The following is a 14,927-nucleotide window of genomic DNA, read 5'->3' as shown; positions in this document are numbered from 1 at the left end:
CCTAGTGGTACGGTGTAGTTCACACCGAGTCAACTGGATGAATACAGCAAAGTCTGTTTCCAGTTGGCTTTTTTGTTTTTAGTAATAGATAATAGGTGTTGTCTAATATCCATTGGTGTCAATTTATTAGGACTTACGCAAAAATTGCTAAAAAGCTTAATTTCTCGAACCGCCAAGACGCCAAGAGCGCCGAGAATTCGTAGAGTGTGCGTAAGTCCTATTTATAACTAGAAATAGCTTAGGGACTTCAAATAAAAAAATATCCAATTATTAGGCAAGCATTTTGTGAAGTTAATCTTTAAACTGAAACAATCGCTTGGTCGAGAACACAAAGAATTGATTACTGCTGCCAGCGTTGCAGGCTGCGTCCTGCTTTTGCACGCCGTCGGATTATTACAATCTTTGGAGCTGGCAGGTTTGGATCAATTTTTTCGCTTACGTCCAAATGAACCGCCAGAAGAGCGTATTACCATCGTAGGGATTGATGAAGCCGATTTAAAGGAAGTAGGTTCGTGGCCGATTCCAGATGCAAATATTGCCAAGTTGTTAAAAAAATTGAATCTCTACAAACCCCGGGCTATTGGCTTAGATATCTACCGAGATTTGGCAGTAGAGCCTGGGAATCAAGAACTTCGTAATACTTATAAGTCAATACCCAACTTGATTGGTATTCAGTTACTGACAAATGACAAAAACGTTAATGTTTCACCTCCACTGGGGCTAAATAAGGATCAAGTGGGCTTTAACAATGTGCTGTATGATCTCGATGGTAAAATACGTCGCAGTTTGTTATATTGGCACATTAATAATCAGGTACACGAAAGTTTTGCTCTGAAGTTGGCTTTATTGTATTTAAAGTCAGAAAATATTACTCCCAACAAAGCAAAAAACAACCCTGAGTATTTGCAATTGGGTAAGGCCACGTTTACTCGTTTTAAGGGTAATGATGGTGGTTATGTGGGAGCTGATGCTAGAGGCTACCAAATTTTGTCCAGTTTTCCCCCCAAATGCCAAAGTTTATCGGGAAAATTTTGCAGTTTTCGCCAGGTATCGATGAAAGATGTACTGGCAGATAAAGTCAAAGAAAACTTTATTAAAGATCGGATTATACTTATTGGTTCCACTGCACCCAGTCTTAATGATTTTGTATTCATTCCCTACTCCAGCAATCTAATGGGTACGGCAAAACCTGTACCTGGTATTCAACTGCAAGCTTATTTTACTAGTGAGTTAATCTCAGCTGCTTTACAAGGACGACCATTACTCAAGGTCTGGCCTGACTTATTGGAAGACTTGTGGATTTTTATTTGGTCTTATCTGGGAACTGTGACCACATGGCGGATAAGAGACGCAACTAAGAGTCTTTTTAGCATCCTAGTTTGTTGCTTGGTATTGACCCTGAGTGCGTACCTTGCTTTCTTGTTCGGTTGGTGGATACCGCTAATTCCCTCACTGTTAAGCTTTGGCAGTTCAGCTATTTGGATGACTAGTCATATTGCCCATATCCAGGAAGAATGGAAACGTTCTAAAGAATTTTTGCATCACGTAATCAACACAATTCCTGATCCAATTTTTGTGAAAAATGAACAACATCAGTGGATTGTTTTGAATGAAGCGTATTGTCGATTTATCGGTTATCCGAATAAGTTGTTAATTGAAAAGTCAGATTATGACTTTTTTCCTAAACATGAAGCTGATGTGTTTCGACAACAGGATGATCTTGTGTTCAGGACTCAAAAACCCCAGGAACATGAAGAAGAATTTACCAATGCAGATGGTCAGACTCATCAAATTGCCACTAAGCGATCGCTCCATAAAGACTCAGCTGGCAATTTCTTTTTAGTTGGGGTTATCCGAGATATTACTGGGCGCAAGCTCATGGAAGAACAACTAAAACGTACTGCTGCTGAACTATTTCGCTCTAACAAGGAACTAAAACTCAAAGAAGACCACTTGCGTCACTTAGCTTATCACGACCCGCTCACAGGTCTATCTAATCGCAAATTTTTTGCCGAGCAACTTTGCGAATCGTTACATTGGGCGCAACACAATAAGTTGTTGCTGGGGCTGCTGTTTATTGATTTAGATGGCTTTAAGCAAATTAATGATACTCTGGGGCACAAGGCGGGCGATCGCTTGCTAATGACTATCGCCGGACGACTCAGCAATTCTTTACGCGCTAGTGATACAGTTTCTCGTTTGGGTGGCGATGAATTTACTGTGATTTTACGTGCAATTCCTAATGTTCAAATAGCTGGTACAATCGCCGACAAAATTTTAACTAGTATTAGCAAGCCAGTTGTCTTGGACGGCTATGCAATCCGAGTCTCTGCCAGTATTGGCATTAGTGTTTATCCATACAACAGTCAAGACAGTGAAACTTTAATGAAACAAGCAGATGCAGCAATGTATTGTGCCAAACACCAAGGTAAAAATTGCTACAAGTTTGCTTAACTAATCAATAGTCAATTCTCCAGGTTTTTTTCTTTTTAGTCACAATTTTTACCTTTAAATTAGGAATGAGGAGTGGAGATACGTCTAAAGGACTATCTTGAAAAAGTATTGTGTATATTCTGCGAAGTGGTTTTTCGGCAAGATAAAGACTTAGTAAGGTTTTTTCACCTGAAAACTCAACCTAAGAATACAGGTGAGGAAGGGATTAATCATCAGAGAGAACTAGCCAATTAATTATTTTTGTCAATATTTTGACTAACGCAAAATATACTCTACTTACTCGGTTTATTATTAGATTTTATAGTTTATAGTTTTCAAAATCCTTATATTATAGTAATTCCGTTACTCTAACTTTATATATCTTTACTACAATTAAATTTTTAATATACACTCAAGTAAGTATTAACCCAAGTTGCTGGTTATCGACTGATATGCACTTGTTATCACTCAATTCATGCGATCGCGTACAACAAAGTTGGTGCCTAGCGCCAACGTGCCGATGCCATTGTTGCCAGCATTCAGCTACTTAAATGCCTATTAGTTGTATAAATTACTTATTCAATAAAAGCTTGTTGAAGAGTAAAAGAAAAAATGAATGCTTGTAGCTTAAGTAAAAACCCTTGATAAGTGACTGCATGTATTGATTTTGGAAAAACACAAGTGATACTACTAAACACAGTTTCGATATAATGCCGAGTATGTTGTTTAATATATTGATTCCAAGGCTGGTCTTGACGCTTGGAGTTCTTTTTCCTCATGACTTTTAAAGAAATGTGACTTGTTTGTTCCAAGTCATCCTCAATCGTGTAGTCGGTGTAAGCTGAATCACCATAAATTTCACTACCAGGTGGTAGATTCAAGGGTAAGGCATTTAAAGCACGTACATCGTTGGCACTACCAGGCATAAACACAAATTCGACAGGAATACCATTTTTGGTTGTTAATAACTGAACTCGAACCCCGTAAAAATATCGTTTTTTCGATGCGATGTAACCTCTATACTGCGCCGACTGTATTATTTTTACATTAAAGATACGGATGTTATCGCAGATGGGCACTGGGAACGAGTCTAAAAGATATTCAGTGGAATCACTAATTTCCTTCAGTGCCATTCCCACTTGATGAAACAAGTCGTTGATTAACATTGAGACACTGTGTAATCTCCGGTTAAATCGTGACTTTTCTAACATATTAGATATCAACTTATGTTCTTTCATATAGGTACAAGCCTTACTATGATTACCATTAAAGAACATCGCCGATGTTATTGCCGTTGTAATAATTTCTGCGTCATTCATCTCTCGACGACAATCTTCATTATGCCCAATCGCCTTTAACAGGTCGTCTATGATAGCATATATGGAAATTATTTCGTTTAGCATTTAGCCCTCCTAATTTTCTCTTCTTGGAGGGCATTTTATTGCTTTACTGTCCCAAAGCGATCGCCCATAAGAGTAACTAGCAACTTGGGTTATTACTGAAGATTTTTCTGAACTATTAGCTAATAAACATAGTGTTTATACTTAGAAATCTTAAAATATTATTAAGAAGTATTGGTTTAGACAAAACGCTTCCAGCAATTTATCAACATATCTAACTTTGGACAGATGTGAAAATGACACATTAAGAATATTACTTAAGTAGATAGACTATTTAATAACAGCAGATAAAGCTTAATTTACAAGCGTTGCCCATAATTACTTGTACACCGCCAAGAATAATTAAATTAATTTAATAAAGTTATTTTTAACCAATCTAAGTACATATACGTTTATAAATAAAAACATTTTAAAATTAATAAATAGTAAATTTACTGAAAGCCATGAAGACTAACTTCCGAATCAAAAAGTTTATAATATTGTGTATAGGTGTTTACATCTTAATACCGAAAATTGCAACCTATACGGGTATGTTCAATACTGCAAGCGCTACTAGCGGTGACACCTTAATTGCGCGCAAAGTCAATTCTCAAAATTTAAGAGACGTGTATATCCCACCAAATTATGGTGGCCCCGACAGTCAGCATGGTAGCGGCACCCGCTAAGGGACTTCCAAATAAAAAAATAAATATCCCATCGCTTTGGCAAGCTGGCGTTGCAGGGGAAGCAGGGGAAGCAGGGGAGGAAGAATCTAACGATCATAGTCGCTCCCAAAATTGAATAATTTAATTTCTGGAAATCCCTAATAAGAATTTTGGATTTTAGATTGGCCCTACACTTGAGCCATTGTCATTAAGTTATGGGCTAAGAGCTGCTACCACTCAAGTGGACTGAAATGACCACTTTCACCACCTAATGGTAATGACTTAAGAGCGTTCCCGTCCAAGCGCTGCGACTACAGGAAAAAGAATTAGAAGCCTTTGCTAGAAGCCTGTTCGGGAAACTTTAATCAAGATAATAGTGGAGATTTCCACCAATGATGTGTTTGTACAAGTGCGTGAACTTGCCAATTCGGGTCTGGCTGAGGATAATCTAAACGGTAGTGCCCACCTCGGCTTTCGGTTCTAAAAGCAGCACTTTTAAGAATTAAATCGGCGACATCTAATAAATTGCGGGTTTCTGCCCAAAGTCTTAATTGCCGTTCAACATCTGGTATGTCAAAACTAGCTGGTTGTGCGGGACGTAAAGCAAGCAAGAATTGACTTAAAGGCAGGATAGCAAAATCTTGCTGCCAAGATTCAATAGTAGCGATCGCACTTTCTAACTTTGATTGCTCCCGACAAATACCAGCACTTTCCCACACTAAACGTGGTAACTTCTCCCTGAGTGCTTCTAGCTGTGCTTGCTGGATTTGCCACTCACTAGCATCAGCACTAAATTTCTGTAATGGTAGTACTGGTGTTTCTGACGGCAGCCCAATATTTTCTAACTCAATTTTGCCCATCTGGGCCCCAAACACAATACACTCCAGCAGGGAATTACTGGCAAGGCGGTTTGCCCCATGCACCCCAGTACTAGCGGTTTCTCCCACTGCATACAAACCGGGAATGTTTGTGCGATTCATCAAATCCGCGACAATGCCACCCATCCAGTAATGGGCAGCAGGGGCCACAGGAATTGGTTCATGGAAGACATCAACTCCCCAATGCTGACAAACTTTGATGATGTTGGGAAAGCGGTGACGAATCTTGTCGGCGGGGATGGGGCGCATATCCAACCACACATGGGCAGTAGCTAAATCAACGGCAGTACGTTGTAAATGGCTGAAAATGGCTCTACTGACTACATCTCTAGGTGCGAGTTCACCCGCCGGATGGTAGTCAAAAGCAAAACGCCGCCCTTCGTTATCGACAAGGTGTGCGCCCTCGCCGCGTACAGCTTCGCTAATGAGAAAGCGATCAGCACCAGGTTTAGTGAGGGCTGTGGGGTGAAATTGCACAAATTCTAAATCGCGGAGGATGGCCCCAGCCCGATATGCGATCGCTACTCCATCACCTGTACTTACAGCCGGATTAGTAGTTTGGGCAAATACTTGACCGCCACCACCAGTTGCCAATACTACAGCACCAGCCTTTACCCATGTGATTTTACCTTGATAAAACAGACTGATTCCTTGAGTGCGACCAGTTTCGGGTTCAATCCACAAACTCAAAGCCAAAGCTTGCTGAATGACTTGAATATTCTGGCGACGTAATACTTGCGCTGCGAGGGTGGTGGTAACTTCTCTCCCTGTGGTGTCTGCGGCGTGGAGAACGCGGTTGCGAGAATGGGCAGCTTCTAAAGTTAAAGCCAGGGCTTGACCATGACGGTCAAAAGCAACTCCCAAGTTAACTAGGGATTGAATACAGTTAGGCGCAAGTCGGGCGAGAAATTCTACAGCAGTGCGATCGCACAAACCTGCGCCAGCCCGGATCGTATCTTCAATGTGTAGCGTGGGAGAATCTTCCGGGGCAACTGCTGCGGCAATACCACCTTGCGCCCAATCACTGGCGGATAAAGCAACAGTTTCTTTGGTAATCAAGCCGACTCGCAAGGAATTTGGTAGACACAGCGCTGTGTATAGTCCAGCAGCACCAGCGCCGACTACTAAGACATCAAATTGGCTAGGAATATCTATCTGAGACAAGGTAATGGGGAGGGGGCAGGGGGCAGGGAACAGGGGCAGGGGGCAGGGGGCAAGGGGAGGTAAGGAAAAATTTTATTTTGTCTTCCTAGTACCCCTTGTCTTCCTTGTACCCCCTTTATATTGAATAGAAGACTCCCACTCTCTAGAATTAGGAGTGGGCTGCTATTTGCTACATTAGCTGCAACGTGCAGTTATCTGTAGATGCCGTTGTTAAAGCGATCGTCTCCCTCGTTAAAGGCAGGTTCTAGTTCTGTCACGGTGAATTTATCCAAGTTGGCTTGCAGGGTTTGTTTCTGGCGATCGCTCAATCCTGGAAGATCCAATACATCCTCTACTTTTTGGTAGGGAGCATTTGTGATGATTTTCTTAGCCAAGGTGGGATAAAGCCCTGGATACTGTTGAAAAGCTCGGACGTTGGTATTATTCAAATCAATTTTTTTACCAAATTCCGTTCCTAGCTTCGCATCTGCCCGATTCTGCCGCTCTATTGCCAGAATTGGGACTTGAGGAAATGCAAAACTGTTGAAACTAGCAGCTTGGGCTATCTGAGTTGTTCCCAGCCATCCCCAGCAACTAAGTAACAAGCTAAACACTGTTAATAAACGCGCCAATCCTTTCACGATTTTCTACCTCTTTCCATCAAACAGAAATAAAAGTTTTAAGCTAACAGCAGTCATTAGTCATGAGTCATTAGTCATTAATCAGAGCGCCAAGGACAAAGGACAAAGGACAAATGACAAAACCTGATAGCTTAATCAACACAGCAGTCATCAGAAACTAATATACAGCGTATTAATATCCACAATATTTGCCGTTACTGGGTTTGACTGTACTTTTGCAAAAAATTTTTATCGTGGTGACAGTGACTGCATAGCTGCAATACGGTTCTATCCATGATCCTGAGCATTCCCAACTAGACGAAATCTTTTCGGTGTAGCTGATTCTAGCTCCCAACCATAGATGAAATAGTTTGATACCTAATACCAAAAGCCCTAGCAGGATGAGTTGATAGTGATGGACTGTTATGTAATATTTCTTAACCTATTAATCATCTACAGCATGATTTTTGATGTACCGTAGACTGGGCTGGAAAAGTTTCGGTTTTAATATTACACAATTTTTTAATATTTTTTAGGCTGCGATCGCAGCTAACAAAAATAGGCTGTCTACCAAAATCGTGCTTAAAACTGCTCCACTAAAGGCATACCAGTGTCTTTGCTTTCGGATTAAAGGCAAAACACCGACTGTCAACAGAACTGAGGCCAAAACTATGGCCCAATTTTGTCCCCAAGGTGTTTGTACTTGTATCAGAGCATTTTGTAATATTTGCGGTGCTACATCTGCATCTACTATCATAATTTGCCGCCAATAGGGCATTAAGTCTGCTATATAGAAATATACGTCGGTTAAGATAGTACCTAGTAAAGAACCTAAATAAAACCAGTTACCCACTTTGCCCCAATTCTTCGCCAAACACCAGCAAGCAAAGGGTAATCCTATAGACTCTACTGGTAGATGCCACGCAGGTTCCCAACGTAACCAGCCCCAGTAAATCGCTCCTGCTAACCAACTCCAGCTAAACCCTAAGAGCAAATCTCCCCATACATAAGTTGCAGGACGTGACATTAAAGTAAAACTTAGCCAAACCCAAAAGGCTGTCAGGGCTAAACTTAGACTTGGTAGCGATCGCACTATTGGCGCTTCTATAAATACTGGTACTGTTACCAAAAACACCGCCGCCGCAAACACTAACCAAGTTTGTCGCCCAGAAATAGATAAAGGAAGAGAGGGAGAAAAGGAAAGTGTAGATTCCAATTCTCTGATACCCTTGTGCCCAGTAACAGTTAAATCTAACTCTGTATCAATAGAAGGGATAGAAGCAGTGTAGGAGGACAGTGTATTATTAATCAAAGTTTTTAATATTTGTTACTAAACTTTATTTTATTTAAGATATCACATTTTAAAATCCCCCCCTGGGGGATTGCCTAGTGCATTGTAATTATACTGAAATTTCGGGGAGCGCAGCCGCAAACCAAACAAAACATTCTGTACCAGACTAATTCACTCAAGTTACCTTATGTACAAAGCTCCTTTGTAGTTCGCATTTACAAAGAACTACAGAGAAATAAAAGTCAAATATAACGGGTAAAAAGTCAATGGCATCAGTCGCTAAATATTAAAGTTTGATGAATTGCCAAAATTTCGTTGACTTATTGATGTGGGTGTAAGAACATGGTCAGCGTCTTGGATGGTGTTATTGATTTAGTAAACTGGAGTTTTCTACAATATTGGGTGCACAAAAAGTATATAAAGTAACATCACCATCAGTAAGTAATCATGTCTAGAACAGGAAAAAGGTATTAATTGATGGAGTTTATTCAAGCTTTTATTTTGGGTATTGTTCAAGGTGTTACAGAGTTTTTGCCAATCAGCAGCACTGCACATCTTCTGATTGTGACCAAGGTATTTGGTTGGAAAGAACTAGGTTCTAAAGATTTTGTCGATGCAATTCAATTTGGCAGCGTTATAGCAATTGTGGGCTATTTTTGGTCGCTGATTACTAATATTATCAAAGGTGGAATCGAAGCACTAAAAGACAAAGACTGGCAACGTGAGGAGTGGAAAATTCTTGTCGGTATTGTAGTAGGAACAATGCCTGCTTTAATTTTCGGCTTTCTTTTGAAAGACGTTCTACCGGAGAGTGCATTAATTATTGCCATCATGTCAATCATCATGGCACTTTTATTAGCTTTGGCAGAGAAAATTGGCACTCGCAAACGAGATTTTAATTCATTGCAGATTCGAGATGGTATTTTAGTTGGATTAGGACAAACACTTGCTTTGATTCCAGGTGTTTCTCGTTCTGGTTCAACGTTGACAACTGCCTTATTTTTAGGATTAGAACGCGATACAGCAGCGAAATTCTCGTTTTTGTTAGGGTTTCCAACTCTTACCATTGCAACGTTGTATAAAAGTCTGAAAATCTTCAAGTTATTTGAAGCCCAACAGTTGCCAGATAACATTGTTGGACTATTAATTGTAGGGATTATTTCAACCTTGATTTTTTCCTACCTATCAATTGCATTCTTAATCAAGTATTTAGCAACCAAAAACACTTTAGTTTTCGTTTGGTATAGATTAGCATTCGGCAGTGCTATTTTAGCTGCGATCGCAGCCGGATGGAAAGGATAATTCATAATAGTCATTAGTCATTAGTTCAAAGCAAATGACTAATGCCCAATGCCCCATGCCCAATGCCCCATGCCCAATGAGTACCATTAATCCTGCCCGAATTACCAAGGTTCTTCCAGACTCAATAGCCGCAGAGATTGGCTTTGAGGCCGGGGATGCGATCGTTGCTATCAATGGTACACGTCCCCGTGATTTAATTGATTATCAGTTTTTATGTGCTGATGAAGTTTTGGAACTAGAAGTTTTAGACGCTGCTGGTAAAACTCATAGCCTGGAAATAGAAAAAGATTACGATCAAGACTTAGGACTAGAATTTGAAACTGCCCTATTTGATGGCTTAATTCAGTGCAACAATCGCTGTCCATTTTGCTTTATTGACCAACAGCCACCAGGTAAGCGCACCAGCTTGTATTTAAAAGATGACGATTACCGTCTGAGCTTTTTGTACGGTTCTTATCTTACCCTAACTAATTTGTCAGAAAGAGAATGGCAACGGATTGAGCAAATGCGCTTGTCTCCGTTGTATGTTTCTGTTCATGCTACCGAGCCGGAAGTTAGAATTAGACTGCTGAAAAATCCGCGTGCAGGACAAATCTTGCAACAACTCAAGTGGTTTCAAGAAAGGCGACTACAAATTCATGCTCAAGTAGTTGTTTGTCCTGGTATAAATGATGGCAAACATCTGGAACAAACTCTCAAAGATTTAACCTCCTTTCATACTGGTGAAGTGCCTGCGGTGGCATCGGTGGCAGTTGTGCCAGTTGGGTTAACTCGGTTTCGGCCTCCAGAAGACGAACTCATACCTGTAACTAGGGAAAAAGCCAAAGAAGTGATTTCCCAAGTGCGAATGCTCTCAGGGCAATTTCGCCAAAAATTTGGTTCTAGCGTTGTTTGGTTAGCCGATGAGTGGTTTTTGATTGCAGGTGAAGAATTACCCAGCGAATCTGAATATGAAGAATATCCCCAAATTGATAACGGAGTTGGTTCGATTCAATTATTTATCAAGCAATTTGCCACCGTTGCAGCAGAATTACTACCGCCAAAAGTTTATCCTCAAAGAAAATTAACTTGGATAGTAGGCAATGCCGTAGAAAAAGCATTTCAACCCATTTTGAAACGCTTAAATTCTGTTGAAGGTTTAGAAGTCAATATGCGTGCTTTATGTAGTGATTATTGGGGACAAACTATCAGTGTAACCGGATTATTAACGGGTCATGATTTGCTTTTAAATCTTAAAGGTCAAGATTTAGGTGATGGTATTTTGTTACCGAATATCATGTTAAAAAATGGGGAACTATTGTTTTTAGATGACATGAGTATTGAGGAATTAGCTGGCAAACTAAATACAAAAATTCTTCCTGTAGGAGGAGTTGAAGATTTAATTAAAACATGCATTCTCAATGTTGCTCAAGTTTAGTTGTCAAAGATCAGTTGTTTTTCGGAGGTAATTTATGGTTATGCTAGATGATAAATAAGAGGTAATGCCTTATAACTAATTCGCTGAGGAGCCAGTAGTGAAGAATCAGGAAAAATCTCATAAAAAGGCAAACTTACAAATAAAAAAAGCCGGATTCTTCATTTTAAGTTTTAACTTTTTAATTTTAAATAGTTTTAGTATTTTGCCAGTAATGGCGACGACTGAAGAACCTGTATTGAGCGTAGTGTATAGCCAAGAAAATTCAAATCAATGGAGAGGGATAACTGACCGCTTACAGACAATAGGGGTGAAATATTGTGTAATTCCCCTAGCTGATGTTAGGAGTGGGGCAGATTGGGGCGATCGCCGGGTATTATTTTTGCCAAATGTTGAGACATTAACGCCAACCCAAGCGATCGCTCTGGAAGAATGGATGAGTAAGGGAGGGCGTCTGATTGCCAGTGGCCCTGTAGGTAGTCTGTCAGCGCCGGGAGTGCGCCAATTATTGCGATCGCTGTTGGGAGGTTATTGGGGATTCAGCCTCAGTGAGACAGAACAGATCAAACCCACAAAAACCAATATTTCAGAATGGGCAAATCAAACTGAACTCTTTGGCAAAGTGCGCGGCGGTGTTGTGATTCCTAATGATATAGGCAGTGAATCTCCTGCTGTTTGGAATTCCAAAGATAATCCAGCCGCAGTAGTAACAACTGAGCGTTCCACCTTTATGGGCTGGCGTTGGGGAACAGACACAGCAACAGAGGCCGGGTTAGATAATGCCTGGTTAAAAGCTACTCTCAATCACTATTTGACAGCGCTACCGCCATCGAATCGCATGAAAAAAGTACCGGGAGGTTCCCCAAACTGCTCGACAACGGTGGCGGCTGCGCCGAGGGGACAGGAGGCAGGAAGCAGGGGGCAAGGGGCAGGGGAGCAGAGGAGTAGTTCATCCCCCTCATCTCCTCCTAAAACTGCCACTGCTCCCATATCTAAACCGCTCCCTACAGTCAAACCCCCAAGTTCTCAAGAGGCTATTGACCAATTAGAACAAGCGGTTCGTCTGGATGTTGCACCTAACTCTAATGAGCCGATTGACAACAACCAAGCGATCGCTCTCCAGCAAGAGCTAGAAAATCTGATAGGTCGGGTGGAAAGCGCTAATTTAGCAGTGTCAGCCAATGCGCCTAATCTTGGTGAAGTTACATCTGAAGCTAAACAGTCCTCTAGACATCTGGACACCTACAGCTCCCAATCTCTCAAGGAGCAACCTACGCAATTAGCCTCAACTAAACTGGGGGCGCTAGGTATGAGTAAAGAGCAAGCCTTGGCACAGGTAAAGGTAATTGCCAAAAACTTCCCCCTATTGATTGCCCAAAAAAACTATGCTTTAGCCCGTCAGCAGTGGCTGAAAGCTAAAACGACTTTGTGGCAGCAGTTTCCTGTTGATCAAAGACTAGCTCAACCAGAAATTCGGGCAGTTTGGTTAGATCGGGGGACGATTGTTCGTGCTGGTAGCAAGGCAGGATTAGCCCAGATTTTTGATCGTCTAGCTCAAGCTGGGATTAATACTGTCTTTTTTGAAACTGTTAATGCTGGCTACACCATTTATCCGAGCCAAGTTGCAAAAGAGCAAAACCCACTAATTCGTGGCTGGGACCCACTGGCAGATGCAGTGAAATTAGCCCATGAGCGAGACATGGAATTACATGCTTGGGTTTGGACTTTTGCTGCTGGTAACCAACGTCACAATCAAATTCTCAACCTTAATCCTGATTATCCAGGGCCAGTGCTGGCGGCTCATCCCGATTGGGCAAACTACGATAATCTTGGCAACATGATTCCCGTTGGTCAAACTAAGCCATTCTTCGATCCAGCTAACCCAGAAGTGCGGCAGTATTTACTAAAGCTGTATGAGGAAATAGTCACTCGCTATAACGTAGATGGTCTACAGCTAGACTACATTCGCTACCCTTTCCAAGACCCATTAGCAGGCCGAACCTACGGCTATGGCAAAGCTGCAAGAGCGCAATTTCAGCAGCTTACTGGTGTAGATCCAATAAATATTTCCCCCAATCAACCAGACTTGTGGCAAAAGTGGACGACATTTCGTACCCAGCAAGTTGATAGCTTTGTTGCCCAATTATCACAGCAGTTGCGACAAAAGCGACCGAATTTGATTTTGTCGGTTGCAGTATTTCCTTTGCCAGAATTAGAACGGATTCAGAAAATTCAACAAAACTGGGAAACTTGGGCAACGCAGGGGGATGTAGATTTAATTGTTCCCATGACTTATGCTCTGGATACTCCTCGCTTCCAACGACTTGCTCAACCCTGGATTGCCTCTAAACAATTGGGGTCTACCTTATTAGTACCGGGAATTCGCTTACTTTCTTTGCCAACAATTGGAGCATTCGATCAACTCCAGTTGGTAAGGGACTTGCCAGTTAGTGGTTATGCACTCTTTGCCGCAGAGAATTTTAATAACGATTTACAAAAACTTTTTAGTAGCACTCAAGGTAGGATTCAATCTACAACAAGTGAACCCATTCCTCACCGTCAGCCTTTTCAAACTGCCGCCATCCGTTACACCGCGCTGCAAAGGGAATGGAAATTTGTTTTCCAAAATGACCAACTACAAAGACCGGCTCAGACAATATTAGATTTTAACAACCAGGCAGAAGTTTTAGGCAGTGCTTTAAATCAGCTTGCTGCTTCCCCGAATCCTAGCAAGTTACTAGTGGCAAGAGCCTCTCTAACTCGATTCCAATCTCAATTTCGGGTATTGATGCGCCAAGAACTGAAGTCAAACTCCTATCAAGTCAAGGTTTGGGAAAATCGGATTGTAACTATAGAAAGGCTATTACGTTACGGCGAACGGCGGTTGCGTCTTTAGTAAAGAGTTACGCATACCTTAACCACGACATGAGATATGTTAGATATTTGAAACACACCCTCAATAATATTACTGAGAATTTAGCAGTTTGATCTATTGCCAGTTGTAGATAACCAAGGTCACATTGTCATTTTAATCATGGCTAAAAGGCTCTGCCAAGAACTAGCAGAAAAAATAGAGAAAACTAGAGGTAACACTAGTGTTGGTTCCTTTGAGGTAGAACATCAGATTCTAGTTGAGAGCCAAGTACTCAAGTAGAAATGGTTACTAGTAAGCGTTATAGTACTTAAACATACGACAGGCGAACCTGCTCGCCTTAGTTGTCGCTATCGGGAGTGTTCAAGTGCGGGAAATGCTCAAAATATGTAGCTTTTGGGCTAGTAAACTTCATTCGTTGTTAGAATGTTTTTCTTGCACTGTTAATATTAAGTATTGGATTAAAAATAAAAATTTTCAAAATAGGATGTATACCTATTTAGGTAAAAAATTTGCGATAAATATATGGTTATTAAGTGCCATCATGAACAGATTGGAAAAGCACGCTACTTTAAAAAGGTATTTATCTCCTAAAGCTGTAATTAATAATTTGTCTCCAAAGATGCAGTTATTAGAAATCAGTTTACACCGGGCTATCAAACAACATAATTTTGAAGAGTTTGAAATTTATTATCAACCAATAGTGGATATCGCTTCTGGAAAAATAGTAGCGGCTGAAAGTTTATTGCGCTGGCAAAGTCCGGAAGTGGGGCTGATCTACATGAATAGTGGGCATTGGGCATTGGGAATGAGGGAGTCAATTAAATCAGTATAGACTTTGAAAAAGTTAATTGACTGAACTCAGAAAAATCGAACTTTAGACTGGCGACAATTATTAAGTCTCAAGTTTAAAGTAAGAAAATTGTGTCA

The 14,927-nt window shown here is 40.9% G+C and carries 11 protein-coding genes; 7 read left to right on the top strand and 4 right to left on the bottom strand.

Going from position 1 to position 14,927, the window contains the following annotated elements; translation table 11 throughout:
- Positions 1 to 294: 294 nt before the first annotated feature.
- Complete coding sequence (locus CDC33_RS26120) at positions 295 to 2,454, top strand: CHASE2 domain-containing protein (protein ID WP_181374241.1); 2,160 nt, start codon at positions 295 to 297, stop codon at positions 2,452 to 2,454.
- 554 nt (positions 2,455 to 3,008) lie between these two features.
- Here CDC33_RS26120 and CDC33_RS26115 read toward each other — a convergent pair.
- Positions 3,009 to 3,836, bottom strand: a complete 828-nt coding sequence (locus tag CDC33_RS26115; protein WP_109006873.1) for an IS982 family transposase — start codon at positions 3,834 to 3,836, stop codon at positions 3,009 to 3,011.
- Between the two features lie 642 nt (positions 3,837 to 4,478).
- Between CDC33_RS26115 and CDC33_RS41395 the strand changes: the two genes are divergently transcribed.
- Complete coding sequence (locus CDC33_RS41395; RefSeq protein ID WP_280524435.1) at positions 4,479 to 4,613, top strand: hypothetical protein; 135 nt, start codon at positions 4,479 to 4,481, stop codon at positions 4,611 to 4,613.
- Between the two features lie 229 nt (positions 4,614 to 4,842).
- Here CDC33_RS41395 and nadB read toward each other — a convergent pair whose 3' ends face one another.
- The 3 genes from nadB to CDC33_RS26100 all read right to left on the bottom strand — a co-directional run bounded on the left by nadB (position 4,843) and on the right by CDC33_RS26100 (position 8,430).
- Positions 4,843 to 6,519, bottom strand: a complete 1,677-nt coding sequence (nadB, locus tag CDC33_RS26110) for an L-aspartate oxidase (protein ID WP_109011386.1) — start codon at positions 6,517 to 6,519, stop codon at positions 4,843 to 4,845.
- A 191-nt stretch (positions 6,520 to 6,710) separates the two neighbouring features.
- Positions 6,711 to 7,139 carry a photosystem II complex extrinsic protein PsbU gene (gene psbU, locus CDC33_RS26105; protein ID WP_109011385.1) on the bottom strand — a complete coding sequence of 143 codons (429 nt, stop codon included), beginning with the start codon at positions 7,137 to 7,139 and terminating at the stop codon, positions 6,711 to 6,713.
- 511 nt (positions 7,140 to 7,650) lie between these two features.
- On the bottom strand, positions 7,651 to 8,430 hold the full coding sequence (locus tag CDC33_RS26100) for a DUF3120 domain-containing protein (RefSeq protein WP_181374133.1): 780 nt from the start codon (positions 8,428 to 8,430) through the stop codon (positions 7,651 to 7,653).
- Between the two features lie 456 nt (positions 8,431 to 8,886).
- On the opposite strand from CDC33_RS26100, the gene CDC33_RS26095 reads away from it, so the two are divergent.
- The 5 genes from CDC33_RS26095 to CDC33_RS42000 all read left to right on the top strand — a co-directional run bounded on the left by CDC33_RS26095 (position 8,887) and on the right by CDC33_RS42000 (position 14,832).
- Entirely contained in the window at positions 8,887 to 9,711 is an 825-nt protein-coding gene (locus CDC33_RS26095; RefSeq protein WP_109011384.1) for an undecaprenyl-diphosphate phosphatase, read from the top strand.
- Positions 9,712 to 9,787: 76 nt separating this feature from the next.
- The gene (locus CDC33_RS26090) at positions 9,788 to 11,128 is read left to right on the top strand and encodes a TIGR03279 family radical SAM protein (protein WP_109012710.1); all 1,341 of its coding nucleotides are present in this window, start codon (positions 9,788 to 9,790) and stop codon (positions 11,126 to 11,128) included.
- A 97-nt stretch (positions 11,129 to 11,225) separates the two neighbouring features.
- The gene (locus CDC33_RS26085) at positions 11,226 to 14,021 is read left to right on the top strand and encodes a family 10 glycosylhydrolase (RefSeq protein WP_109011383.1); all 2,796 of its coding nucleotides are present in this window, start codon (positions 11,226 to 11,228) and stop codon (positions 14,019 to 14,021) included.
- A gap of 96 nt (positions 14,022 to 14,117) precedes the next feature.
- On the top strand, positions 14,118 to 14,279 hold the full coding sequence (locus CDC33_RS39915) for a hypothetical protein (protein ID WP_219930067.1): 162 nt from the start codon (positions 14,118 to 14,120) through the stop codon (positions 14,277 to 14,279).
- A gap of 94 nt (positions 14,280 to 14,373) precedes the next feature.
- Complete coding sequence (locus CDC33_RS42000; RefSeq protein WP_439956641.1) at positions 14,374 to 14,832, top strand: EAL domain-containing protein; 459 nt, start codon at positions 14,374 to 14,376, stop codon at positions 14,830 to 14,832.
- Positions 14,833 to 14,927: the final 95 nt, after the last annotated feature.

Source organism: Nostoc commune NIES-4072 (assembly GCF_003113895.1).
GTDB classification, from domain to species: domain Bacteria; phylum Cyanobacteriota; class Cyanobacteriia; order Cyanobacteriales; family Nostocaceae; genus Nostoc; species Nostoc commune.
Note: the sequence above shows the minus strand (reverse complement) of the source record. Positions and strands in the feature narration are given on the sequence as shown.